This is a genomic window from Bacillus sp. FSL K6-6540, from assembly GCF_038007545.1.
This window is the reverse complement of record NZ_JBBOXH010000001.1, coordinates 7,137,532-7,162,890: the sequence shown is the minus strand read 5'-3', so window position 1 is coordinate 7,162,890 and position 25,359 is coordinate 7,137,532. Positions and strand designations below refer to the sequence as shown.

Annotated in this window: 24 protein-coding genes; 16 read left to right on the top strand and 8 right to left on the bottom strand. The window is 49.1% G+C overall.

What is annotated here, in order from left to right; genetic code table 11:
* Positions 1 to 115: 115 nt before the first annotated feature.
* The 4 genes from MHH82_RS32245 to MHH82_RS32230 form a co-directional block, all read right to left on the bottom strand.
* A complete protein-coding gene (locus tag MHH82_RS32245; protein ID WP_036659563.1) occupies positions 116 to 814 on the bottom strand; it encodes an ABC transporter ATP-binding protein in 699 nt (232 codons plus the stop codon).
* The gene (locus MHH82_RS32240) at positions 814 to 1,914 is read right to left on the bottom strand and encodes an ABC transporter permease (protein WP_145039760.1); all 1,101 of its coding nucleotides are present in this window, start codon (positions 1,912 to 1,914) and stop codon (positions 814 to 816) included. Before MHH82_RS32240 ends, MHH82_RS32245 begins: the two co-directional genes overlap by 1 nt.
* A gap of 120 nt (positions 1,915 to 2,034) precedes the next feature.
* Positions 2,035 to 3,414, bottom strand: coding sequence for a sensor histidine kinase (locus tag MHH82_RS32235; protein WP_015738103.1), 1,380 nt, complete (start codon positions 3,412 to 3,414; stop codon positions 2,035 to 2,037).
* A complete protein-coding gene (locus MHH82_RS32230) occupies positions 3,411 to 4,088 on the bottom strand; it encodes a response regulator transcription factor (RefSeq protein WP_015738102.1) in 678 nt (225 codons plus the stop codon). The genes MHH82_RS32235 and MHH82_RS32230 overlap by 4 nt, the downstream gene beginning before the upstream one ends.
* A 252-nt stretch (positions 4,089 to 4,340) precedes the next feature.
* Between MHH82_RS32230 and MHH82_RS32225 the strand changes: the two genes are divergently transcribed.
* The 7 genes from MHH82_RS32225 (at position 4,341) to MHH82_RS32195 (ending at position 12,693) form a co-directional block, all read left to right on the top strand.
* A complete protein-coding gene (locus tag MHH82_RS32225; RefSeq protein ID WP_145039757.1) occupies positions 4,341 to 5,027 on the top strand; it encodes a hypothetical protein in 687 nt (228 codons plus the stop codon).
* A gap of 279 nt (positions 5,028 to 5,306) precedes the next feature.
* Positions 5,307 to 6,875 (top strand): peptidoglycan DD-metalloendopeptidase family protein, encoded by a 1,569-nt coding sequence (locus MHH82_RS32220; protein WP_145039755.1) that lies wholly within the window; start codon positions 5,307 to 5,309, stop codon positions 6,873 to 6,875.
* A gap of 388 nt (positions 6,876 to 7,263) precedes the next feature.
* Complete coding sequence (yycF, locus tag MHH82_RS32215; protein ID WP_009591483.1) at positions 7,264 to 7,995, top strand: response regulator YycF; 732 nt, start codon at positions 7,264 to 7,266, stop codon at positions 7,993 to 7,995.
* Positions 7,995 to 9,824: a cell wall metabolism sensor histidine kinase WalK gene (gene walK / locus MHH82_RS32210; RefSeq protein WP_015738098.1), complete on the top strand. Its 1,830-nt coding sequence runs from the start codon at positions 7,995 to 7,997 to the stop codon at positions 9,822 to 9,824. Before yycF ends, walK begins: the two co-directional genes overlap by 1 nt.
* Positions 9,821 to 11,095 carry a YycH family regulatory protein gene (locus MHH82_RS32205; RefSeq protein WP_015738097.1) on the top strand — a complete coding sequence of 425 codons (1,275 nt, stop codon included), beginning with the start codon at positions 9,821 to 9,823 and terminating at the stop codon, positions 11,093 to 11,095. The genes walK and MHH82_RS32205 overlap by 4 nt, the downstream gene beginning before the upstream one ends.
* A gap of 37 nt (positions 11,096 to 11,132) precedes the next feature.
* Complete coding sequence (gene yycI / locus MHH82_RS32200) at positions 11,133 to 11,882, top strand: two-component system regulatory protein YycI (RefSeq protein ID WP_009591504.1); 750 nt, start codon at positions 11,133 to 11,135, stop codon at positions 11,880 to 11,882.
* Positions 11,883 to 11,889: 7 nt separating this feature from the next.
* Complete coding sequence (locus MHH82_RS32195; RefSeq protein WP_009591509.1) at positions 11,890 to 12,693, top strand: MBL fold metallo-hydrolase; 804 nt, start codon at positions 11,890 to 11,892, stop codon at positions 12,691 to 12,693.
* Positions 12,694 to 12,837: 144 nt separating this feature from the next.
* Here MHH82_RS32195 and MHH82_RS32190 read toward each other — a convergent pair whose 3' ends face one another.
* Positions 12,838 to 13,101, bottom strand: coding sequence for an alpha/beta-type small acid-soluble spore protein (locus MHH82_RS32190; RefSeq protein ID WP_175495081.1), 264 nt, complete (start codon positions 13,099 to 13,101; stop codon positions 12,838 to 12,840).
* A 1,120-nt stretch (positions 13,102 to 14,221) separates the two neighbouring features.
* On the opposite strand from MHH82_RS32190, the gene MHH82_RS32185 reads away from it, so the two are divergent.
* The 3 genes from MHH82_RS32185 (at position 14,222) to MHH82_RS32175 (ending at position 17,395) form a co-directional block, all read left to right on the top strand.
* Positions 14,222 to 15,589, top strand: a complete 1,368-nt coding sequence (locus MHH82_RS32185; protein ID WP_015738095.1) for a S1C family serine protease — start codon at positions 14,222 to 14,224, stop codon at positions 15,587 to 15,589.
* Positions 15,590 to 15,999: 410 nt separating this feature from the next.
* Positions 16,000 to 16,167 carry a CxxH/CxxC protein gene (locus MHH82_RS32180; RefSeq protein WP_007129186.1) on the top strand — a complete coding sequence of 56 codons (168 nt, stop codon included), beginning with the start codon at positions 16,000 to 16,002 and terminating at the stop codon, positions 16,165 to 16,167.
* 187 nt (positions 16,168 to 16,354) lie between these two features.
* Complete coding sequence (locus tag MHH82_RS32175) at positions 16,355 to 17,395, top strand: GTPase (RefSeq protein ID WP_145039753.1); 1,041 nt, start codon at positions 16,355 to 16,357, stop codon at positions 17,393 to 17,395.
* Positions 17,396 to 17,486: 91 nt separating this feature from the next.
* Here MHH82_RS32175 and MHH82_RS32170 read toward each other — a convergent pair whose 3' ends face one another.
* The 3 genes from MHH82_RS32170 to MHH82_RS32160 all read right to left on the bottom strand — a co-directional run bounded on the left by MHH82_RS32170 (position 17,487) and on the right by MHH82_RS32160 (position 18,564).
* Positions 17,487 to 17,780 carry a hypothetical protein gene (locus tag MHH82_RS32170; RefSeq protein WP_015738093.1) on the bottom strand — a complete coding sequence of 98 codons (294 nt, stop codon included), beginning with the start codon at positions 17,778 to 17,780 and terminating at the stop codon, positions 17,487 to 17,489.
* A gap of 112 nt (positions 17,781 to 17,892) precedes the next feature.
* Positions 17,893 to 18,336 carry a HEAT repeat domain-containing protein gene (locus MHH82_RS32165; protein ID WP_445661986.1) on the bottom strand — a complete coding sequence of 148 codons (444 nt, stop codon included), beginning with the start codon at positions 18,334 to 18,336 and terminating at the stop codon, positions 17,893 to 17,895.
* A 54-nt stretch (positions 18,337 to 18,390) separates the two neighbouring features.
* On the bottom strand, positions 18,391 to 18,564 hold the full coding sequence (locus MHH82_RS32160) for a DUF3934 family protein (protein WP_119850760.1): 174 nt from the start codon (positions 18,562 to 18,564) through the stop codon (positions 18,391 to 18,393).
* 270 nt (positions 18,565 to 18,834) lie between these two features.
* On the opposite strand from MHH82_RS32160, the gene MHH82_RS32155 reads away from it, so the two are divergent.
* From MHH82_RS32155 to MHH82_RS32130, 6 genes are all read left to right on the top strand, one after another.
* Complete coding sequence (locus tag MHH82_RS32155; protein ID WP_251502016.1) at positions 18,835 to 19,413, top strand: TetR/AcrR family transcriptional regulator; 579 nt, start codon at positions 18,835 to 18,837, stop codon at positions 19,411 to 19,413.
* A gap of 76 nt (positions 19,414 to 19,489) precedes the next feature.
* Positions 19,490 to 20,614, top strand: coding sequence for a cytochrome P450 (locus MHH82_RS32150; protein ID WP_340969672.1), 1,125 nt, complete (start codon positions 19,490 to 19,492; stop codon positions 20,612 to 20,614).
* 260 nt (positions 20,615 to 20,874) lie between these two features.
* On the top strand, positions 20,875 to 21,354 hold the full coding sequence (gene rlmH, locus MHH82_RS32145) for a 23S rRNA (pseudouridine(1915)-N(3))-methyltransferase RlmH (RefSeq protein ID WP_340969669.1): 480 nt from the start codon (positions 20,875 to 20,877) through the stop codon (positions 21,352 to 21,354).
* A 127-nt stretch (positions 21,355 to 21,481) separates the two neighbouring features.
* A complete protein-coding gene (locus tag MHH82_RS32140; protein ID WP_340969666.1) occupies positions 21,482 to 22,771 on the top strand; it encodes an ABC-three component system protein in 1,290 nt (429 codons plus the stop codon).
* Positions 22,765 to 23,241: a hypothetical protein gene (locus MHH82_RS32135; protein ID WP_340969664.1), complete on the top strand. Its 477-nt coding sequence runs from the start codon at positions 22,765 to 22,767 to the stop codon at positions 23,239 to 23,241. Before MHH82_RS32140 ends, MHH82_RS32135 begins: the two co-directional genes overlap by 7 nt.
* Positions 23,238 to 25,175, top strand: coding sequence for an AAA family ATPase (locus MHH82_RS32130; protein ID WP_340969663.1), 1,938 nt, complete (start codon positions 23,238 to 23,240; stop codon positions 25,173 to 25,175). The genes MHH82_RS32135 and MHH82_RS32130 overlap by 4 nt, the downstream gene beginning before the upstream one ends.
* The last annotated feature ends 184 nt before the right edge of the window (positions 25,176 to 25,359 follow it).

The window sequence follows — 25,359 nt, the reverse complement described above, 5'->3', positions numbered from 1 at the left end:
TTCGAAAAGACGTATGGCCTTCTTGAGTGCTGGACAAGGTACACGGCGGTCCAGCATAGTAAAAAACCGGATTCATCGACTAGGTTGCCTAGGGATGAATCCGGTTTTTGTCATGCTACAACACAATCGGCTGCGTCCGTTCGGACAGCTTGCCGTCCTCGATATAGACGACCCGGTCACATAGATCCAGCATGCGCTTGTCATGCGTGACCATGATGGCAGCTTTCCGGCGCAGCTTCACCTCATCGGCGAGCATTTGAACGACCGTCCGGCCGCGCTCGGAATCCAGACTTGCCGTCGGCTCGTCAGCCAATATGAGCTCCGGATCGTTCATCCATGCCCGGGCAATGGCAACCCGCTGCCGTTCGCCGCCGGACAGGCTCTCGGGATACCGAGACTTGCGATGCGACAAGCCCAGCCGGTGAAGCAGATCATCTGCCCGCCGCTGCGGCTCCTGGCCGTGCTGGTTAGCCAGCTTGGCCATCAAGAGCAGCTGATCGCGGACCGTCAGATACGGAATGAGATTGGAAGATTGAAAGACAAATCCGATATGGCGCAGCCGCAGCTGATTCATTTGTTTGGCGGGGAGCCGGGTGACCTCTTGATCGCCCATCCATATTCGTCCCCGGGTAGGGGATAGCAGTGCCCCGGCAATGGAGAGAAAGGTGCTTTTGCCCGACCCGGAAGGTCCGACCACCGCGACAAATTCCCCACCCTTGATATCCAGTGAAATGTTGTCCAGTACTTTAGCTGAGGTGTCCCCGTCACCGAATTCTTTGCTTACCTGATCCATCAACAGCTTGGATGATGTCATTATGCAGCCCTCCCGATAGCTTCGATTGCATCGATATTGATGACCCGATATAGCGATAATAGCGATCCCATCAGGGAAACCGCCAGGAACAGCAAGGAACAGAGCAGAACGACCGAAGGCGTTAACGAAAACGGCACGATGCCGGACAACAGGAGCGAAACCCCGTACGTCAAGCCGATGCTGATCGCAAGACTGACGATGGTGAGGGTCAGGACCTGAAAGATCAGACTCCTCACCAGATAGCCGGTCCCCGCGCCGATGGCTTTCAGGACCCCGAACTGATTCATTTTCTGAATCGTCATGACGTAGAAGAACACGGCCAGCACGAAGGCTGCAATCACAAACAGGAACACAATCATCATGATGAGAGAACCCTGCTCCTCCTGAAAACCGGGAATCCCCTGCAGGGCTTCCTCTTTCGTGATCATCTCGATGCCGGATACGTCCCGGACCAAGGCTTCCTTCTGCTCCGGAGTTCCATTCCAAGCGATGGCATTATAGATAGGCGCTGGCTTCGCCGGGTTTGGCTGAAGCGTCTTCCACCCCTCAAAGTTCATGTGAATGACCGGGGCATGACTGAAGGATTGTCCCTCCGTAAAGGCAGCAATCGTAAACGTGGCGCCTGTAGCCTGATCCACGATCCGGTCGCCCAGCCGGTACCCGTCCTCTTTCAAGGAGCGGTCGGCCATCACAAGGTCGGCATCCGTATTGCTAATCATGGTGCCTTCAACGACTCGGGGTGCCAGCATGCTCTCCACATCAATGGCAAAAAAAGCCGCATCGAATTTGGCTGAGGAGCCTTCCTTGGTCAAGGTGTTCATGTGTACGCCGAGCGGAGTGGCCGGGTTTCCACCCGGGCGGCTCTGCACTTCGTTCCAGATCTCGCCGGTTAGTACGGAACGATTGATCCGATGATCGGACTCCTCCTGAAGCACCAGGTAGTCGGCTTTCATATTTTGTATGGAAGAGGCGTTATCGGAGGAAAGACCCTGGGCCAATCCCGTGACGAACAGGACGAGCCAGGCAATCAGTACCATAATGAAGCCAATCAGCAGATAGCGCAGCTTCGCATGTTGAAGTTCACGCAGTGCAAGAAACATGTTTCTCATCTCCATTCCTGATCATTAAGCAGCACATCCCTCGGTTTTTAATCTCTGCGGGATATGCCCCAAGTATAGGAATGGAATATGAACAGAGCATGAACTTGAGATTAGGCAGCATTATACGTTAGGAAGGATCACGGTGAAGGTGGTTCCCTTTCCAGGCTGACTCGTGACCTCAATACGTCCGCCATGCAGTTCGACAATTTTCTGGGTAATGGATAAACCCAATCCGCTGCTGCCCTCGGAGCGGTCACGGGCCTCATCCACGCGGTAGAACCGGTTGAAGATGTGGGGCAGATGCTCCTGCGGAATGCCAATGCCCGTATCGGAGATCTCGATGCGGCATTGTGTGTTGTGTTCGATCACACGTAGGGAGATGGCGCCCTCAGGTGCGGTGAATTTAATGCTGTTGGTGATGAGGTTCGTCCATACCTGATGCAGCAGCTGCTGATCGCCGTAGACATAGGTCGGCGGCAGCGACATATCGATGGTCAAATCTTTGCTGCGCCAGTTCCATTCGGTGTGGAACAGCACTTGCTTGATTTGCTCGGCCACGTCGAAGGTGGATTTATCGAGAATGTTCTCTTCCTTATCCAGGGATGCCAGCATAAGCAGCTGTTTGCTGAGCTGCGACATCCGGCGGCTCTCCGCCTCAATGATCGATAAATAATGCTGCTGCTGTTCCTCGGACAAGCGCTTGGTTTGCAGCGTCTGCGAGAAGCCCTGAATGGAGGCCAGCGGCGACTGGATTTCATGCGAGACATTGGATACAAACTCCTGACGCATTTGCTCCAACTGCGCTAGCCCTTTGGCCATCTGGGAAAAATGGTCAGCAAGCTGCCCCAGCTCGTCACGCCGGGTAACGTTCAGCTTAATGTCATATTGGCCCTGCGCCACGCTCTGGGTGGCCTCGGTTAACTTCACGATCGGTTTCACGATATAGCGCGTAATAATGCCGACAAGCAGGATGCTCAGCAGGATGGCAATGACCATAATGATGGAGAAGAAGATACGCATCTCCCCGAACTGGACGGTAATATCGGGCCTGAGGAAGAGTGCGTGAGGGCTGCCTTCTACCTGTATGGGGATGCCGATGGAGTTGCTTAGGACATTGTCGAAAAAGCCGGTAATGAACAGCTCCGACGGAAACTCCGCAATGCCATGGTACACCTTCCCGTTCAGCACTTGCCGCACCGTTTCGGGCGAGAGGTCCTGTTCACGGAACATGCCGCCGTAGAACCACTCCTTGCCTTGATCGTTCACCAAATAGAATTGATAACCGAGCTGACCGATGTGATGGAGATAATCATGGATGTCCGTCTCCGGGTGGCTGTCATAAAAGTCCCCGATATCCTTGGCCATGGTGGTGACCTTCTGATCGTTAAAGGGCTTGAGATTGTATTGGTAGTACAGATTAGACAGCACAAAAGCTATCAAGCTGCTGATCACCATGATGGCGATGGTGGTGAGGACGATGCGCGAATAGAGGGTTTTCACTGCGGCGCCCCCTCCAATTTATATCCTACGCCCCGGACGGTCCGTATCCGGAAATCGCCGCTTCGGTCAGCGAAGCGTTCCCGGAGTCGTTTGATATGAACGTCCACGGTCCGGTCATCTCCGTCAAAATCCGTTCCCCAGATGAGCTGAATCAGCTCCTCGCGCGAGAATGTCCGGTCCGGATAGCTCGCAAGCTGAGAGAGCAGCTCAAACTCTTTCATCGGCAGCATCAGTACCTTTCCGTGTCCTTGAACCTCGTAGCTTTTGCGGTCGATGGTCGTTTCGTTCAGACGGATTTTGTCTGCGCTGACCATTTGATACCGCCGCAGCAGGGCTTTGATTCGAAACAGCAGCTCCCTTGGTTCAAACGGCTTGGTTAAGTAATCATCCGTGCCGACGGCAAAACCTCTCTCCTTGTCTACAAGCTGATCCTTGGCGGTCAGCAGAATGACGGGAACATCATAATAACGCCGGATTTCTTCGCAGAGCTGATACCCGTCCTTGTTCGGCATCATGACATCCACGACAGCCAGGTGAACCTGTTCTTCCGCCAAAAGGGCAGAAGCTTCTTCCCCGTCAGCTGCAGTGAATACCGTGTATCCTTCGGTTTGAAGATGATATAGCAGGAGCTCTCGAATATGCGCGTCGTCATCTGCGATCAATATATGAATCATTGCTAGATTGACCTCCTTCATAAGCGTTCCAATGACTATATATGTATCATACATTCCCTGGTGCGGTCGATGGAGCGCTCTATCGCATGGAAGTAGTGTGGCCTAAAAGGAACCGAATCATGAAATATATCAGATCGAAGTAGAAAAATTGGCGATCCCCACGATTGAAGCGATCCCGAGCGGTCAATACTGGAAAAAGAAAGCAATCATCGTCATGTCATTGCAGCATGCATGAGGAAGGAGGAGATACGGATGAAGTGGATGAAATGGCTGCTGAAAATCAGTTTGACCGCCATTCTGGTGAGCACGCTTACGATTGTGACCACGGGCATCGTCGTCAATGCCTATATTCAATCGGTGTTATCCAGCTTTAACATTCAACTGGAAGCGGAGCCGATGGGGGTGGGAGGTATTATGAAGTCGATGCTGGGCGTGGGCTCCGGCACCAAGCCGGATGCGGGCAGCGTCAATGCCGCGAAGGACAATCGCCAATTGGAAGAAGATCAGGGCGCAGCGGACGATGAACCGGAATCGGAAGCCGGCACCCAAACGAATGGAGGGGCCAAGGAGGACGAAGAGACGAGTTCAGGATCAACGGGAACGTCAGGGGAGACTTCGAACGATGAAGAGGCACCGGATAATTCCCTGCCCGTCATGGGCACGAATACGACAGAGTCTGGCGACTCCTCCCTGGAAGATCAGGAGATTGTCATGACACCGGGGGACATCGTGGACCGGAAGGACCGTTTGCCAACGGAGGAGAAGGAAGAGATTTTCACCATGCTGATGAACAAGCTGCCCCAATCCGAAATGCAGAAGATCTCTGAGGCGATGGAGGACGGTCTGACCGCTGCGGAGCTTGCGGAGATCGAGCAGGGCATATCCAAATATTTGAATCCGGAAGAATTCGATAAACTGATCACCATGCTCAAAGAATAACGGTATGACGGGTTTCAGGCAGGCTCTGTCACCGTTTTGTCACCGACATGCAAAAGCCCCATATTGGAAAATATCAGGAAACCCGCGCGGGGCGCGGGTTTTTCGCTGTTTTCGTAAACTTGAAATGATTGTAAAGGCTATGTTAAAGTATACGAAGATCGAAAAGGTTAAAATTTTGATACCTTTTGACAGGTTGTGTCACATTCAATGCTAAGTCAGCAAGTTCAGATGAACGAATAACGGATTCTTACATATGGACAAGGCTTAAAGGAGAGAGACATGAAAGGTTCTAAGGGGAAACGGTGGATGGACAGCATCTTGCGCAAGCAAGCGGCCGATCAGTCTACCCTCAATCACAACTCAAATCAGGAGTCCCCGATGTCGTCGAATCCGCCAAAGCGGGGGTGGACATCACCGCGCAGATGGATTTGGATGTCGGCAGGGGTATTGCTCATAGCAGGATCGATATATACCGGCGGAAAAGCTTACGTGAACGCGAATACAATTCCGTTCTATCATGTGTATGTCGATGGGAAATCGATCGGTACCATTCAAGAAGATGCCCAACTTGACCAGCTGCTGAAAGCGAAGCAAAAGGAATATCAGGAGAAGTACCCTGATGTGCCCATGGTACTTCATACCGACGGCATCACCACGAAGGCCGACCGTTCCTATAAACCGGTCGTGAACAGCGAGGAGACGCTTCATAAGCTGGATGGCATGTTGAAAGCATATGCCCGCGGCGTGGAGCTGAAGGTGGATGGCAAGACGGTGGCGATCGTGAAGGATCAACAGACGGCCAAGGCTGCCGTCGAAGCGGCTAAGCTGAAGTTCGCTCCGGCTGCTGCGCAGAAGGAGAAGACGCAGAGAGTCGCTTTCACGAAAACGTCCGCATCGGCATCGAGCAAGAAGAAGGATGACGCAAGCGGGCTCGAGTCCGTGGACATCAAGGAGAAGATTTCGCTTGCCAACACGAAGGCTGACCCGAACAAGGTGCTGGACGTGGAAGAAGCGGTCAAGGTGCTGACCGGCACGAAGGACAAGCCGGTGGTGTACACGGTGAAAGAGGGAGATACGATTTCCTCGATCGCACAGCATTTTGGCATGAAGTCTGCTGACGTCATGGCGCTCAATCCCGGGCTCGAAGAGAAATACGTTCAGATCGGGGCCGAGCTGCAGGTGACGAAGCCGGAAGCGCCGCTGACGGTCAGAACGGTGGAGACGGTGTCGGTGAAGCAGCCGAGCAAACCAGAAACGATCGTTCGCAAGAGCAGCGAGCTCCCGCTGGGCAAACGGAAGGTCGTCCGTCCCGGACGGGACGGCGTGAAGACGGTGGATTACATCGTGACCAAAGAGAACGGCAAGGTTATCTCCAAGCAGTGGACAGGCCAACAGGTGGTTCAGGAATCCCTACCGGAAGTGGTGTACAAAGGCACCAAGGTAGCACCGAAGAAAAAAGCGGCAGCGGTGACCCAGAAGTCCAGCGGCAGCATGTTCGCTTGGCCGGTGAGCGGGGCGCGCATTACGAGCTCCTTCGGACATCGCTGGGGAAGAAGCCATGAGGGTATTGATATGGTTGGCGGAAGCACCATTATGGCAGCGGCTTCCGGAAGAGTGGTCTTCGCGGGTCAGCAGAGCGGTTACGGCAACGTCGTCATTGTCGATCACGGCAATGGATATCGCACGCTGTATGGGCATATGAGCAAGATTTCCGTCGGCAACGGTCAGTCTGTTGGACAAGGCTCCAAGCTGGGCGTCATGGGTAATACGGGCCGTTCCACCGGAACGCATCTGCATTTCGAAGTGCAAAAAAATGGAGTTGCCCAAAATCCGATGAAATATCTGTAGTTCTGTGTTATACTAGGTAAACCAATGCGACATAAGCCATTATTGGTTCATATATCATAATAGTGAAGATGGCCGCTCCTTAACGGGGGCGGCCATCTTTGCGTCTTGCAGGCGGTGATTTGGGGATGTGGGACCGAACAGGAAAATAGTCTGCCGTGGTGTCGCAAGCGGTGTCCTTCTCCGTCGCTGTTGAATTCGGAAAATAGGAATGCCGCTTACGATGAGATTTTCCGAATCCAAAGGCGATCGCTGCCGCTCTCCGAATGGCGGACCAGTGGGTGTGTAGCGGCGGCAGGTGTGGTAAAATGAAAAGAAGACCGTTTAAGTGTGAGTTCAAAAAGGGACTTTTTGAACATCCTCTTTAAGAAGGTATGAGGTGAACAGGAAGATGCAGGGAACCATTCTGGTGGTGGATGACGAACAGCCCATCGCCGATATTTTAAAGTTTAACTTGGAAAAAGAGGGCTATGAGGTCATCTGCGCCTTTGACGGCATCAGCGCCGTGGAGATTGCGCTCACCCAGCGGCCGGACTTGATGCTGCTTGATTTGATGCTGCCCGGCAAAGACGGAATGGACGTGTGCCGTGAGGTACGTGCCGCTAACCTGCAGATCCCGATCATCATGCTGACGGCGAAGGACGGAGAGATCGACAAGGTGCTTGGGCTTGAGCTCGGGGCGGATGATTACGTGACGAAGCCGTTCAGCACGAGAGAAATACTCGCACGCGTGAAGGCGCATCTGCGACGTCAGCAGAAGCCGGATAACTCGGCGGATAACACAGGCGGCACAAGTGCAGGCGGACAAGGCCTGCGGCTGTTTGAGCTGTTTATTGATACGGACATGTACATGGTATACAAAAGCGGGGAAGCGCTCGATCTGACGCACCGCGAATATGAATTGGTTTATTATTTGGCCCGTAATGCCGGCAAAGTGATGACTCGGGAACATTTGCTGCAGGCGGTATGGGGCTTTGAATACTTTGGCGACGTGCGGACCGTGGACGTGACGATCCGCCGGCTTCGCGAGAAGATTGAAGAGAATCCGAGCAAACCGGAATATATCCTGACTCGGCGCGGACTGGGCTACCTGATGCGCAGCGCGAAAAACGGAGGCCTGTAATGAAGTGGCTGTCCTTCTTCCGCACCATCCAGGCGAAGGTCATCATTATTTATGTCCTTCTCATTCTGATCGCGATGCAGCTGATCGGGGTGTATTTTGTTAGTGCGATGAAGAACTCGCTGACCAGCAACTTCACGAAGGACTTGCAGGAACGCGCCGAACTGATGTCGGTTTTGGCCGCCAAAACCCTTGGCGGCGAGAACGATACCGAGGAGGATCCGATCGAGAGCCTGCGCGTCATGGTGAACAACCTGTTCAACCTGAACGGCGCCGAGATTCAGGTGCTGGATTCCACCGGGCGGGTGCTGACCACCTCGCTGCCCTCCCACGCCGATTATGTGAGCACCAAGAACACGCAGACGGTTGTCAGTCGGGCCTTGCAGGGAATACAGGATAATGAAGAGTACATCATCGACGATGATAATATCCGCAAAAAAGTGGTGGCCAAGCCCGTCATGTACAACGAGAAAATCGTCGGCGCGATATATATCGTTGCCAGCATGAGCGAGCTGTACAGCACGATGCAGCGGATCAACAATATTTTTATATCGGGCATTCTCTTGGCCCTCGGCTTGACCGCGGTGCTTGGCGTCATCCTGTCGCATACGATTACTCATCCGATCAAGGAGCTGACCAAGCATGCGCGGGCCGTCGCGGACGGCCGGTTTACCGAGAAAACGCCGGTGTTCGGCAGCGATGAGATCGGCCAGCTCAGCCAGGCGTTCAACTATATGACCAGCCGTCTGCGCGAAGCTCTCTCGCAGAACGAAGAAGAGAAGGAGAAGCTTGCTTCGATCCTGACGAATATGAGCGACGGCGTGATCGCAACCGATGAGGCGGGGCGTGTCATCCTGATGAACCGGCGCGCCGGCGAAATGTTGGGCGTGGAGGGGGAAGAACTGGCAGGGCACGATATCGTGTCCCTGCTGGGCCTGGAAGAATCCGAATCCGAAGCCTTGGCGCGCGGCGAAGGCCATGATTCGAAGCTGCTAGAGATTACGCCGCGCGAGGGCGGCGAGCCGTTCATGATGCGCGTGACCTTCACGCCGATTCACCGGCGGGAGATTGGCATCACGGGCACGATTGCCGTGCTGCAGGACGTCACCGAGCAGGAGAAGCTGGAGGCATCCCGGCGGGAGTTCGTGGCGAATGTATCCCATGAGCTGCGCACGCCGCTGACAACCATCAAGAGTTATACCGAGGCGCTGGAGGATGGCGCGCTGGAGGATAAACAGATGGGGCCGAGATTCGTCGGCGTCATCCAGAATGAGACCGGCCGGATGATCCGGCTGGTGACGGACCTGCTGCATTTGTCCCGGCTGGATTCCAAGGAGGCCGCTCTGCATAAGGAGCGGACGGACATCGTGGAAATGCTGGAGGACGTAGAGGACCGATTCTCTTTCCAAATGAAGCAAAAGCATATTCGCACCATTATCGAAGTGAAGCCGGGCGTATCCACGGCGATGCTGGACCGGGACGGCATTGACCAGGTTCTCGATAACCTGATATCCAACGCCCTTAAATATACGCCGGACGGAGGCACCATCACCATGGATGCAAGCATAACGGAGGAAGGCATGTTATCCTTATCCGTTAAGGATACCGGGATCGGTATTCCGAAGAAGGATCTGGACCGGATCTTTGAGCGCTTCTATCGGGTGGATAAAGCACGGACGCGCAATTTGGGCGGAACGGGCCTCGGTTTGTCCATTGCCCGGGAAATTGTCAGGGCACATGGAGGTTTCATTACGCTTCAATCCGAATTGGAGAAGGGCACCACGGTGACCTTTACCTTGCCCCTGGACGATGAGGGGAGGGTGTTAGCGTGAAGGAGCGATTGAAGACCGTGCTGCTGGTCCTGTTGGTCGTTGGCAGCTTGGTACAGAGTTATGTGTTGATTTTCCGTTTTCCGGGCAGCGACTCGGTTGTGCAATCGAAGGACGCCTATATCCGAACCGAGGAGATGGGGCCGGAAGAGAAGCCAGAGAATCTGCTCTTTCCCGACAAAATGGTCATTCATCTGGGCGAAGACAAGCATACGGTGTTCTATCCGAACGATACGTTCTATAATCTCGTGTATAACCGGCTTAAAGGCCGGACCTTTGATAATTTCCAGCGGCGGATGGTCAGCAACATCGATTGGGCCAAGGTTCGTTCCGAGAATCGAGGCATTGAGCTGAGCTTTGATTCAGGCATTCCGGTAACGCTGCTCCAGAGAGTGATGCAAATCGTCCCGGACACCCTGTTTGAAGGGGAAAGCATCAACAAAATGTGGCTGTACAGCGTGGAAGGCGAAGCGAAGATCCATGTCATGTTTTTCAGTACGGAGGGCGATGTCGTCTATGAAGCCGCCCAGGCGGATTTGACCGTACAGGACGTGGATCAGCTGGTGGACTTCGGGCTGAGCTGGACGCCGTATAAGATGGTGGATGGCCGGTATTATACCCCGGAGAAGGAGCTGAATATGGTCAGCATTGAGCTGCCGATCGGGGAATATACGGTTGATCAAATGCAGCGCAGCCTGTTTTTTGACCCGAGCATCACCCGCAACATCCGGGAAAAAGACGGCTCCGAGATTTATACGGACAGTAAGCGGAGCCTCCAGGTAGACCAGGGACAGAAATGGATCAGCTATACCGATCCGGCTGCACCGCCATCCGGAGAGAGCAGTCCCGGCAAGGATGTGCTGTCCGCCATTGATTTCGTGAATCAGCACGGGGGCTGGAATGGCACATACAGGCTGGCTAAAGCGGGTGAATCCGAAGATCGGACGCTGGTGAAATTCCAGCAATACTACGGCGGATTTCCGATCCTGAATACGTCAGGCTTCCAATATGGCGTCATGGAATTGGACTTGCAGCAGGGAACGGTAACCTCCTATGAGCGCTCGCTGTTATATCTCGAGCCGGCCTCTTTGAAGAAACAGATGGTAAAGCTTACGGGAGGCGAGGCCTTGGAAGCGAAGCTGAAGCCTTACGAGGAGAGTGTGGTTACAGGTCTGGATCCCGCCTATTTACCGGTGCTGACGGGAGAAGGGCTGCTGCTGAAGCCTGTATGGGCTTTAAAGCTCCAGAACGGCTCGGTTGTCATACTCGAGTAATCATACGGGGTACATTGAATCACAAGGAGGGATATTCATGGATTGGGGCCGTGCCAAAAATGTTCTGATTTACGCGTTTTTGCTGCTGAATCTGGTGCTGGGCTATCAGCTCTGGATGGACTACCGCGAGCAGGTCGGCTCCAATCTGGATTTCACCTCGCTTTCCGAGAGCACCCAGCAGGTGATGGAGGAGAATGGGATTCAATTGCTGAGTCCGATCCCGACGGAAACGCCGCAGCTGCCCAAGATTAATTATATCTACAGCGCGGAAGCCCAGGGCGAGCCGGTAGGGCTGGAGCAGCCGGTGGACACGAAGCTGATTTATGCCGATGAGAAGGAATTGCGCAATGCGCTGGAAGGCAAGATTGCGGATCTCGGGAACTATCGCCATGACGAGCCGTCAGACAAGGAGAATGTCTTCATATTCCGGCCGTTGGTGCAGAAGGAATGGCCGCTGTTTAACGTGGAGTTGGAGTTTATCCATGAAGCCCAGAAGATCCATGCGTTTCGCGAACCCGTGTTTGAGATTCTGCCAAGCAGCGATATGGAGGAACAGAAGGTTCTGCCTGCATCGAAGGCCTTGGAAACCCTTATCGAACGTAATTTCATCCCGCCTGATTCGGCGGTACGCGATATTCAGCTTGGTTATTATGGGCAGTTGTTTAATACAGAGGATCAGTTGGCAGCACCGACCTGGCGGTTTACACTGGATCATGGCGAGATGATCTATGTGCAGGGCATCAGCGGGGACGTGCTGACGCCAAAAAGCGATACGACAAAGGAGTAACAAGACTATGGGGATTTCATTTTCCGTGCTGTCGAGCGGCTCGACGGGCAATGCGACCATTGTCCGCAATGAGGATACGACACTGCTGATCGATGCGGGCCTAAGTGCAAGGCGCATCGATGAGCTGTTGAAGGAACGCGAAATGATGGGAGAAGAAATCGACGGAATCCTGGTCACGCATGAGCATTCGGATCATATCCGGGGGCTTGGCGCGGTGGCGCGCAAATACAATCTGCCGATCTATGCGAATGAGAAGACGTGGGAAGCGATGAGCAAGTCGCTGGGCAAGATTGCGGAAGAGAACCGGATTGTGCTGGAGAGTCATGAGGTCAAGGATTTTGGCACCCTGCGGGTAGAGCCGTTTGAAATATCCCATGACGCTGCGGCACCGGTCGGTTACTGCTTCTATGACGGCGACGAGAAACTGGGCGTTGCCACGGACCTCGGTTATGTCAGCGACAAGGTGAAGAAAGCGCTGGATGGATCGGATGTGCTGGTGCTGGAAGCCAATCACGATATCGAGATGCTCCGGATGGGACGGTATCCGTGGAATACCAAGCGCCGGATTCTCGGCGATATGGGGCATTTGTCGAATAACTCGGCAGGCGATGCTTTAAGCGAATTGCTGACGGGCGACACCAAACGGACGTATCTGGCCCATCTCAGCCTGGATCACAACATGATGGACCTGGCAAGAATGACCGTACGCGATACGATGGAAGACCGCGGCTGCTTCTTCAAGGACAGCGAGTTTAAATTGTGCGATACGTATTATGACCGTCCGACCCCTTGGGATAAAGTCGGGGAATAGTTTAGTGAGACAGCTTGCCTTGGACGAATTCAGCATTCATAACATGGATATCTTAAAATAGGTATGAGCAAAACAGCCCCATGATGACGTGGGGCTGTTTTGCTGTTGCGGACGGACGCATCACATGCTGAGAAACGGCTCGTCCTAACGCTTGCTGAGGCTTTCTTGCGCCATACGAACCATTTCCCGAACCATGGAACCGCCGATTGCACCACCGACTTTACCCGCCTGTTCGGTGGTCAGGTCTCTGTTGTCGCCGGGTTTCAGCGGTACGCCGAGTGATTTGGCCACCTCGTATTTGAGGTCCTGCTGCCGCTGCGGGTCGACTTGATAGCCTTCGTTTCGCATCACGTTTGTCATGAACTGCTGCATTTCGGGACTCCGGTGCCGCCGTGATCTTCTTGCCATCCTTAACCCTCCTTGCATATGGTTTCCCCCTTCATAACATTCCCTGCGGGCAACCTGCAGATGAATGGATAACCTAACCAGTGCCAGAAAGCGGAGAAGCAGGTCGAAATCCTATGGCTTGCGCAGGCAATGTGCTTTTTTGATAGGCCAAACAGGGTAGACGAGCCTTGTCTGCAGGTGCACTGCAGAGGGGACGGGGAAGTATTTTTGCAGTGGAGAGCTTAGGAAAGAATAAGTGACGATGAACCCAAATAGGAATGATGTGTGGGTCGCCGGAGAGCTGCGGCGCGGCATTCCGAAATGAACATTTTTGGCCAGGAAGACCAACCCTGTTGCCATTTTCTTAACACATTTGTTCGGTATAGTCTTTAAAGGGGGAATGCACGAATCAAGGGCTACCGCTGCCAGGATTGCGGGTATGCCGGAAGAGGGATCATGGATATCCTCGAAAAATGGAACCTTTTGGCTGTCTGGCTCGTATACAAGGGTATTGTGTTCACCCGGACAATCGCTATGGATCGAATGTAAAATCTCTCTTTACACAGACTCTTAAAATTGCCATCAATTTAGCATTTGTTTTTACCAAAGAAAGCTGACGTGAACCTGTGTTCGTGTGGTACAATAGGAGCACCGGAAGGTCTGAGGGCTTTGGTTAAGCACCTGCAACGAACTAGAGGACGGGGTGTTTGTACACGCCAAATGCAGCCAACCCAGGTATTCCCATCTTTTTTAGAAAAAAACGGATGTTTCGCGCTTAAAACGCCCTGTTTGTGGTAATAGAAGGATACAGGGTCTTTTTTGAACGGTCGGGTGTCAATACATACCTTTTCTGGAACTAGATTGCTGGCTGTGGGTTCAAATATTGGATAAGGAGCGATATTTCACTAAAAGTTCAAAGACCGTGCTCAAAAATGCAACTTTTTGAGCCGCAGAAGAGTCATACAATAGAGAGATATTTAACAGGTGGCACGCTGCCGATTCATAGAAAGATAGATACATGCGGTGCAAGGCGGTTGTTATGACGACAAGATGATTTTAGTAGGTCAGTCGGTAATGGCGGTAGGTCTGAAGCTGGTAAAGTATCTTGACGCGTAGCAACCAAGGGGAGAGAGGGATCGCAATGGGATTGTTTGACGATGATTTCTATTCAACTAAAATTTCCAGACGGAGCAAAAATACCAGCGAGGACCGATCTGAGCGAACGAAGTGGCGGTCCACCCGCCGCAGGAAGGGTTTATCCACATTCCAGATTTCCGCGATCAGTTCCGTGTGCAGCGCCTTGATTGCGGTGATGCTGTTCAGCTTCATTACAGGTCATCCTGCGACGTCGTCACCGATTACCATGATCAATGGCAGTCATCAGCTGTCCACGTCGGATGGGGATCCTTATGAACGGATTATTAGCGCTGCCCAGAAGGTGCGTCCTGCGGTTGTCAGCGTATTGACGCATAAAGAGACTCCGCTGCCTGAAGAGGAAGGGATCGAGGGTGAAGGGCTGGAAGAGGAATCCGGCACGCTGCCTGAGGATGAGGGCGACTTCGAGCTTCCGGAAGGGTTCGACTTCGGCGATGATTTTGATTTCGGTGAAGATTTCGGCGGCTCGCAAGAGGATGCCCTTGGATCCGGCGTCATCTTCAAGAAACTCGAGGGCAAAGCCTTCGTGATTACGAATAACCATGTGGTGGAAGGCGCCGATTCCCTGGAGGTTGTGCTGGTAGGCGGCGAAAAGAAAAAAGCGACCTTGGTCGGCACGGACAACGTCAGCGATATTGCCGTTCTGTCGATTGACAGCAAAGGCATCGGCGAGGTTGCCGAATTTGGAGACTCCTCCAAGCTTCGTCTCGGCGAAACGGTCATCGCTATCGGTAACCCGCTGGGTTTGGGCGATACGCTGACCTCCGGGATTGTCAGCTATACCAACCGCATCATTCCGGTATCCCTGAACCAGGACGGCATTTACGACTGGGAGCAGGAGGTCATTCAGACCGACGCAGCCATTAACGAGGGCAACAGCGGAGGCGCTTTGGTAGACCTGAACGGTAAAGTCATCGGCATCAACACGATGAAGATTGCCGACACCGGCGTCGAAGGACTCGGGTTCGCGATTCCGGTCAACGAAATTACGGAGGTTGTGACCGAGCTGATGCTGAAGGGGCATATTGCCCGCCCTTATCTGGGCGTATACACCGTCGACTTGAGTAATCCGTATGCTCCGCTGAGCAAGAAGGAGAAGGAGGATCTCAAGCTGCCGAAGACGGTAACCGAAGGCGTGGTCGTGCTGGATGCGCTTGGACCTGCGCTGGATGCCGGTCTGCAGCTGAACGACGTGATCGTGAAGCTGGATGGCAAACCGATTACAACGACGCTCGAGCTCCGCAAGCACCTGTACTACAACACGAAGGTGGGCGGAGACCTGAACGTGACCTTCTATCGTGACGGCAAGCTGCAGTCGCTGAAGGTCAAGCTGGAAGAGAAGCCTGGAGAATAACGCAGGCTGCCCTTGGCGGACAATCCGCGAGTGTACCATTTTTCAACAAAGATGTGCTTGTTCGTTGTTTATAGAAACAAATAGCGGGTATATATTATCGTTAGCATGGAATAGTATCCATATATAGAGAGATTGAAAAAGGTTAGATACGAGCCGTTGAAACGGCCGCGAAAGAAGAGCGTGAAACACGCTCTTTTTTTGCTGCTCACCTGTAATTAAGTTGGGCTGAAGGCCTTGGGATGTGAAATCCATGGATGGATCGGAAGCTTTTGTGGGTTGAAATACAGCGGGGATGGGCAATTGGATTAAAAACATTTCTTTTTCTCGTAGAGTGTGGTAGAACAGAAGAGTGGCTATACTGGTTTGAAGGTAAACACAACATGAGGCGAAAGATAGAAAGGATGCATAGAATGTACGTCGTATGCAAGGAACATGTGGAACTAGCGATCGAAAATTTCGTGGATGAATATGAGGATGCCCCGGATATTGTTGATCTGAAGGAGACCGAGTTTTCGGACTGGGACCCACCGGTGAAGTGCGCGGAGTGCGAGAAGCATGCTGAATTTTTAATTGTGTAATGTGAATTTTTTAATTCAATAAATAATGCGAATGGGAAAGCGTGATGAATTCACGCTTTTTTTGTTTAAGAGAATCATGAAGGGAATCGAAGAAACGCAGCTTCGGTGGACAGTCCTGGGTAGTGTATGATGAATGTATAGATTGCACGGAGGCGCGAAAACCTATCGTGAATGGAGACGATCAGACATGGATGACTACGGAAAAGCTTGGGAAGAAGAGATCAAGCGGGCAGCCGATGAGGCCTACGAGAAGGAAATGGATGAAATCAACCGCCAGCTGAAGCAGGAAATCCTCATTGCGCTGATTGGCGACGTGAATACGGGCAAGTCTTCCACCATGAACCGGATCGTGGGCGAGGAGGTGGCCGGCGTCGGGGCCGAGCCTGGGGAAACGACGGTGATTCATCCGCACAAGTACAAGGACCATATATCCTTTATCGATACACCCGGACTGAATGATGTGAACACCGCCAATTCGGAGGTGACCTTGAATTACTATAAACAGGCGGATATCGTGCTGTTCTTTCTGAACGCTGCAGGCACCGTCTTCTCGGAGGCGGAGAAGAAGTCGTTTGAGAAAATTCAAAGCGTCAACTCGAACATTCTGATCGTGCTGAACAAAATCGACGCCGCGGATGAAGTCGATCGCCTGGTGGCGCGTATCCGGAAGGAGACCGGAGGGCGCTATGAGGTTGTGCCGGTGTCCTCACGGACGGGCCAGAACATCGATCGGCTGCGGAGCAGCATTCTGGAGATACTTAAAAAAAAGTCTAAAGACATCCTCTTTGCCAAAAGCATCAAGGAAAAGTCGGCGACCGCCAACGGGTGGATCATCGGTGCCTCGATCTCGGCAGGAGCGGTAGGCGCATCCCCCATTCCGGGATCGGATATCATTCCGATTACCGGCATTCAAGTGAGTCTGCTTACTCGGCTTGCGGTGCTGTACAATAAGCCGATCAGCAAGGAGACGGCGAAGGAGCTCGTCATTGCCACGATATTCGGGAATATCGGGAAGAGCATTTTCCGGCAGATCGTGAAGGTGTTCCCTGGCGCTGGATCGGTCGCCGGAGCGACGGTAGCGGGTGCTACAACCTTGGCGCTTGGATATGCAGTGAAGTACGCTTACGAGCACAACATCGAGATCAATACGGCGAATATTACAAAGCTCTATAAGAAATTCAGGGAGAAGGCCGAGACAGAATCGGAATCCAAATCCGAGACGAAGTGAGCAATTTGATGTCGAATGCATACCACTTAAACGGATGGAATAGAAAAAGGGGCCTTCGGCCCCTGATCATAGCTGCGTCATAGCAGCGATATTACTTCATGGCAGCCGCATGATCGGCTTTGGCCTGCTCCAGCATCGATTTCCAATCCGGGAAATCGGTTTCTCTGGAAACATGACGGTCAAACAGTTCGTCCGGAATGTTATCGATATCTTCGTGCGTTTCCACTTGGAAGTTACCTTTTACGACAAAATCCCCAAAGCTGGTATGGGAAGAATGCTTACGCATAAACGATTCATTGAACAGCTTTTCCAGAGAAATGTTATCCGGATCCTCCTGTACCGATTTTTGGCCTTGTAATTCCTTCAGCAGATCATCAAACGACATGGGCTTTTGCTTTCTCAGAGTACCACTCCTATAAATTAATATTTGTGTTCAGTATAACATAACCGGAATTCTCATATACATGGTAAGCATCCGTAAGGCTGGACGCGCCCCGTCATCTTCTTAACAGTGAAGACCATGTTTGCTCCAGCCAGCTGTCGAAATCGGCGCCTTTGTCGCCCTCGTACGTATCGTAGATGTCGATTCTCATCTTCTTCAGCTTCTCTTTGAAGTCTTCATACGTGTGGTCACGGGGAAGGCTTTTTTTGATGCGCAGGAGCACCTTCGAAACGTCCTTCATCAGCTCGCCTTTTCGTCTATCGGGCATCTGCACGTCCTCGCCAAAGGCCCGGAGTTTATGATAGGCTGCCTCCCTCACTTGGTGAACCGCATCCGTATTCAGTCTATGCAGCAAAATATCGATGGATTTTTGATTTTTCCATTTTCCCAGCTCTTCAACGGCGTTTAAGCGTTCTCTCCAATTGGCGTTTCGGTTGGCGGAGCTTTTCAATTCCTCATAATTCGACGGCATGTCCGTCAAAACTTCTTGATTGTCCAATCCGTTCATCTCCTTCATTAGGTTGTATCAGGGGTTCTTAAAACCATATGTTCATTATGGGGTACCTTTATGATTACCGGCGTCCGCTGTATTGTCCGCCTGCTTGGTCCCTTTACTGGTATAAGGTTTGGGTTTACTCTTGGCTCTTCTTGCGCTTGCATCCCATCGGCTCCAGCCTTTCTTGCCCGTGCCTCTGCCTGTTCCGCCCTTGCCCTTGGATTTACTCAACCCATCACTCCGTTACGGTATATTCTTGTTCCTATATGCTGATTCTTTACCAGCCCTGTTGAAATATACACCGTATTTGTCCATATGTATAGGATACCACGGAAATAAACCTAAGAATCGAAATAGATCGAGATGGAATCCAACAATATTATGGATATAGGAACGTCTTCAGTTGACTAATATTTCCCAACATGGTATCTTATTTTTGAACTGACCAGTCAGAATAAGAACGGCGAACTGAAATTTAGTTGTGAAAGGGCAGAGCCTATTGTGAGCAAAGAAAAAATTATCCAAGCAGCCATTGAAGTATTCTCCGAGAACGGATACCACCGTGCAAGCATGGACGAGATTGCCGCCCGCGCCCAGGTTGCCAAGGGAACACTGTACTACAACTTCCCGGGCAAATCCCAGCTCTTCAAGACGGTGGTGAAGCAGGGCTTTGAGGATATCATGCAGCGGACGGAAGCGGATCTGAATTCCTCGCTGCCGATGAAGGAGAAGATTGAGCGGACGATTCGCCATCATTTGGATTTGTTTCTGGAATCCCGACATTTCTCGCATATCGTATTCAATGAGATTTCGAACGGTATCGAGCAGGATGTCCTAGATGAGTTAAAGGAGCTTAAGCGAAATTATTTAAGCTTTCTGGCAAGCATGATTGAGGAAGGACAGTGTGAGGAGAACCTGTGCCGTGCCGTGGATCCCAACCTGGCCGCTGCCAGCATCGTCGGTACGCTGGAGAGCACTTGCAATTACTACTTGAATCATCAAGATCGGTATGCGCGCGAGGATCTGGAGCGGTTTGCATTCACGATGATTACCCAAGGCCTGTTTATATCGCTTGAATAAGCAAGGCCTTCTTTTTTTACATGTGTATAACTGACCAGTCAGTTCAAATTTGATGAGGAAAGCGAAGGTGTTAAGCATGGAATGGAATAAGAACGGTTTACTCCCGCTGGAATGGTTTCGCCAGATGCGGACGGAATCTCCGGTGACGGCCATTGATGGTGGCGGAGCCTGGAACGTATTTAAATACGAGGATGTCAAAGCGGTCTTCACGAATTACGAAGTGTTCTCTTCCCAGGGCTCCTCATCCTCCGATGACCCTATTGAATCCAGTGTACTGCGGCAGGATCCGCCGAAGCACCGCCAGCTGCGCAAGCTGGTATCCCATGCTTTTACGCCTCGCATGATCGAATCGCTTGCCCCCAAGATCCAGGAGATCACGACCTCCCTGTTGGACGAAGCTGAGAAGAAGGGGAAGATGGATATCGTGGCCGATCTCGCAAGTCCGTTACCGATCACGGTGATCGCAGAAATGCTCGGCGTATCGATGGAGTATCGGGAACGGTTCAAGGCCTGGTCGGATGCTTTGGTGGGCGACAATCCCGATGCCTATTACCAATGCCAGCGCGAGATGAGCGAGTACTTCTTCGAAATCGCGGAGGACCGTCGCCGACATCCGCAGGACGATCTGATCACGAAGCTGGTCGAGGCCCGCATCGACAATGAACACCTGACCGAACTGGAGATTATCGGGTTCTGCATTCTCCTTCTCGTAGCCGGCAACGAAACGACGACCAACCTGATCTCTTCGGCCGTGCTCGCCTTCGACAGTTCGCCTGAGGTCCGTGCAGAGGTGCTTGGAGATTCAGCGCTGCTTCCTGGGGCCATCGAGGAAGTCTTCCGCTATTTCTCGCCCGTTCAGCTGATGTTCCGCAGCGTGAAGCAGGACACGGTGCTGCGGGGGCAGGAGCTGAAGCAGGGACAGTTCGTTTATATCTGGATGGCCTCGGCCAACCATGACGAGGATGTATTTGAGCAGCCGGACGTATTCAACATTCACCGGAATCCGAACCCTCACTTGGGTCTGGGCAGCGGCATCCACTATTGCATGGGCTCTCAGTTAGCCCGCATGGAGTCCCGAATCGCCCTCCAGACCTTGCTGGACCGTTACCCCGATTACCGCCGGGACCGCTCCGTAGAGCTGGCACGGATGGACAGCACGATGATGTTTGCGCTGAAAGAACTGCCGGTCATTTTAAAATAGATAGGAAGATAAGAGTCGCTTTCAGGGAGAGCGGCTTTTTTTCAATAATCGACGAAAGTTGGCCAAACTCGGTCGAACAAGCTTAGAAGTATGAGTTTGCGATTCTCAAAACTCTAATGTTCTGCTGGATTGATTTTGTATTGAAAAGGAAATGTGGGGGCTTGCTGTAGGAAGGCGGGTCTGTGTATGTCCTTTAATTGGCCGCGGTACCATGTTAGAATGAACGTCATAAAGTCGAGTTTAAGGAGCGAAACAGCGCCATGAATATACAGATTGTATGCGTAGGCAAGTTGAAGGAGAAGTACCTGGTTCAGGGCATTGCGGAGTACAGCAAGCGTCTTGCGCCGTATGTGCGCCTGACCGTGCACGAGGTGCCGGATGAGAAGGCGCCGGAGAACATGAGCGAAGCCGAGATGCATCAAGTGCAGGAGAAGGAGGGCGCCGGCATTCTCGGCCATATCAAGCCCGACACCCACGTCATCGCTCTGGCAATCGGCGGCCAGCTGTGGTCCAGCGAGGACCTGGCGGACCATATGGACAAGCTGGGCACGTACGGGACCAGCAACGTGGCTTTTGTCATCGGCGGCTCTAACGGCCTCTCCGAGGACGTCCTGAAGCGTGCCCAGACGAAGCTCAGCTTCGGACGGATGACCCTGCCGCACCAGTTGATGCGTCTGGTGCTGGTGGAGCAGATCTATCGAGCCGTGAAGATTAATCGGGGGGAACCGTATCACAAGTAGGGCGAAACACCCAATTTTCAGAGGGTTAGAAAAATGTCTGAAGTTCAATTGAACTATGATACACCCATATAATTTGGTACTATTAAGAAATGAGAGTAATCAATTCCAATTGAATGAGGAGCCATATATGAGCGTACATTTAGATGATTTATGTAAAGATTACCATGAGGGTAGAGTTGTTCCTTTTATCGGTGCAGGGTTATCTATACCTTTTAATGTGCCAGATTGGGGAGATTTAATACGTGAGATAGCAGAAAAATATGCTGTAGGTGATTTGTCTTTTGTAAAGTCTGCTGTGGAACAGGATCTACAGAGATACAATTACTGGCAGGCAATAGATGCTTTAAAAAATTATACAACAGTCCAAGAAGAGGACATACAAGAATATATAGCAGTAACCGTACAGAAAAAAATTAAAAAAGTAGAAAATGATTTGCTTCATAATTACTCCGATTTAAAAGAAATGGACTTTAAGCTTTTCTTAACTACAAATTATGAAAATATATTACACAACTATTTGCAATGCGAATTAAATCCAATTTTATTAAAAGAGTTACAGTTTAATACTCAAGGTTTGTTTGATCAAAAAAGAGTCTGCCAACTACACGGTACAACTTCTAACTACGGAACAATTGTTATCAGTAAGGAAAGTTATAGAAATCTATATAACGATAAGAAATATGAGAATGTTTTAAAATTAGTTACAGGCACTAAAAAACTGCTTTTTATGGGTTTTTCATTTGATGACCAATTTATTCGAACACTTATAAAAGAACATAAAGAGTTCTTTATGACAAAGCATTACATTATATTAGCCAACCCTACTCCTGAAAAAGTTAGAGAACTTAGGGAGGAGTTTGGGTTGCTTACTATACCTTATAGCACAAAGGGATCTTCACATGCAGAGGGTATAAGAGCGATTCTACAGGCAATGAGTGGTTTAAGCTCAATGGTAAAAAACGAAGGTGAAAATACTAGTACACCTAATCACACAATCATAGTAGGGGCGGGTATTGACGATCTTCAAAAAGATATGGCTAATAATCTCTTTTATAAAAAATTAAAGATAGAACAGATAGATCAATCTTTAATCGAACTTAGTTCTGTATTTTATATTGCTTCTGAAGAATATATTCGAGAATTAAAGAGAGCTGCCATACCTTTAAATATTATAGATATGATGCTGAGAAAGGTGTTTACTAAGTATAAAGAAAGATATGCAGATACGTATAAGCGGTACGGAAATAGTGAGGAGTTTTTAGCAATTGTTCATTCCAGTTTGAAAGAAATTGACTATGGGAGACTTAAAAAATTATTAAAGGACAATCTAGCAGATGAAGATGAGATCAGAGGGCTAATTCATCTTTTGGCAGAGGATGAGAAGTTGGAAGTATGGTGGGGGGAGAAAAGATGCTAAATGATAGAAATGAATATTTATCTGTTCCGAGATCAATTGAATTGTTATTCGAGAATGAGAAATTAGAATTAATGAAAGTTCTTTGTTTAATCTATTCTATATCTTTAAAAAGCAAGCGCTATGTACCGATCTCAGAAATTGTTTTTTACTTTGCACTTGTAAATTTTAATCTTGTTAAAATATTTGAAGATATAAAAACAACGCCCTCCCCCAATTTATTTTTTCGATTTCAGTCGAGGATAGGCAATATTGTAATTTATATGAAAAATTTGGATTTTATTGATTTGAAGGCGAACTTATCAACAAAAACAGATGATATTAAGATTAGAATATCAAACAGTGGAAAAGAGTTCTACAAAGAACACAACTCAGTGTTTTTTCAGGAATTACAAGATAAGTATATATCAACCTTTGAGAAGTTAAATTATAACACTACAAATTTAAAGATACTAAAGGAGGGAAAATCTTGAGTCGGATAATCTTAAAAAAGCTTATTGTACAGGGTATTTCGTTCAGAAGGACAATTGAATTTAATGAAGGTTTTACAATTATCAGTGGTGAAAAAACTTCTGGAAAATCATTAATATTAAGTTTAATTGATTATTGTCTTGGTAAAGGTAGCAAAATTGATTTGACTGTCCAGAAAGAGTTGGATGCTAATTGTGATCAGGTCTATCTCGAGACACTCATTAATAATGAGACTATTACTTTTAATCGGGCTTTAAAAAAGAACTTTGAAAAGATAAAATTATATTTTTGTCCATATGTAAAAATAGATGAATTCACTCCCAAAATAGTATCTTTAAAAGAAGCAATGAATATAATAATGCAAAAGTTAAGTATTAATGAGTACAAATTAATTAGACATAAGCAGCATAGTACGGAGAAGGAGATTGATGTAGTCTCTTTTAGAGATATATTCAGGTATGTATACATACACCAACATGATTTAGGGACTGATAACTTTCTTGAAAATAATAGTACTTTCAAAGCAAATAAAAATCCACATGCGTTTAAAATAATGTTTAATTTAATTGAGGTGGATAAAGACACTTTAAATGAAAAAATGGTAGAGATCCAAAACAAAATCTCAGAAGCAAAAAGAGAAATTGTAGGATTGAAATCATATTTAAAGGACAGAGATGTAGACGACCCCTTTAATCTGCAGCTCAAAATTGAGAAGGTTGAAAAAGAAATAGATAATAGAAAAAAGGAAAAAGGGGATGTAGTAAAAAATAGCCGATCTAATGAGAACAAAGAGAACCAAATGTATATTAAACTGAAAAAGGATATAGAGAATATTTCTAATCAGGTTTTTAATTTACAGAAGGAGGAAAAGTCGTTAAACCTATCGATATCCTCTAAAATGTTGCTATTAGAAGAATATGAAGTTGAAATGACTGAAATAGAAGAAACCCTAAATGTAAATTACAAGTTAGTTATTTCTGATCAGATACTTGAGTGTCCTTTATGTAATTCACAAATTAGGCATAATCATACAAGCAAAGACTCATCAAATAATATTGAAACGGAAATGATTTTACAAAAAGCCAGAAAGGAGATTGAAAGCAAAAAAACTTTAGTATCAGGATTAATGGAAACTGAAAAAAAGAAAGTAAAACAACTAAATAATGAAATTTCCAGTCTTAATCAAAGACGTGAAATATTTGATGAGGCGATTAAGGTTTTCAGCAAAAAAACGGAAGTTCCTTTCCTTTCCCAAATAGAAACTTTAAACAGCATAATTAACAGACTGACAAGAGATCTAGAAATCCTTAAAGAAAGCATTAGAATTTATCATAAAGTAGAGGAAAAAGAAGCTCTTGTTATTTCTTTGGGGATTGAAGAAGAGAAATTAAAGGGGAAACTAGCAGCATTGCAGGTTAAAGGTGCGGAAAAGGACAATATTTTTAATTTCCTTGATCGTGAGTATCGGCAATTCATGACCAGATTAAAATATGATTTTCTTGAAGATACATACATTAGCAGAGAAAATTTCATTCCATATTATAATGGAGCTAGCGTTTATGCACATGAAAGCGGAGGATTGCTAGAGAGTATGCAGCTATCTTACTTAGGTGCAATTCTCAATAGCAAGGAAGCTGGTTACGCCGAAGGTCACCCAGGATTATTGTTGCTAGACTCAATTAGCAAATATGTAGGTACATTGAAGAAAGAAAATCAGGATTTAAATATTGTTGAGGGTTCAGTAAAAAATCAAGTTAGAGACCCAGAAGTTTATGAAGAATTTTATAAAATTTTAGTTGAACTAGGTGAGCATCATCAAATAATTCTCGTTGAAAATACACCCCCAACCCAATTCGATAAGTTATACACTAAATATACTTTTTACAATGGGGAGCATGGTTTAATAGACAAAGAAGCAAATGAAATAAAGGAATAAGGCTATTATACGAAGGTTTTTTTGAATGAAGCTGCCCAAATAATTTATATTCTTTGGATATCATTAGATTCCATTTTTTTAAAGGGACCTCTTTTTCACTTTATAGTTGGAAATTAGGGTCCTTTCGCATGTAAATTTGTAAGCGCGCACACTTTTGGGATAACCCCATAAGTTTAGGTGAGTG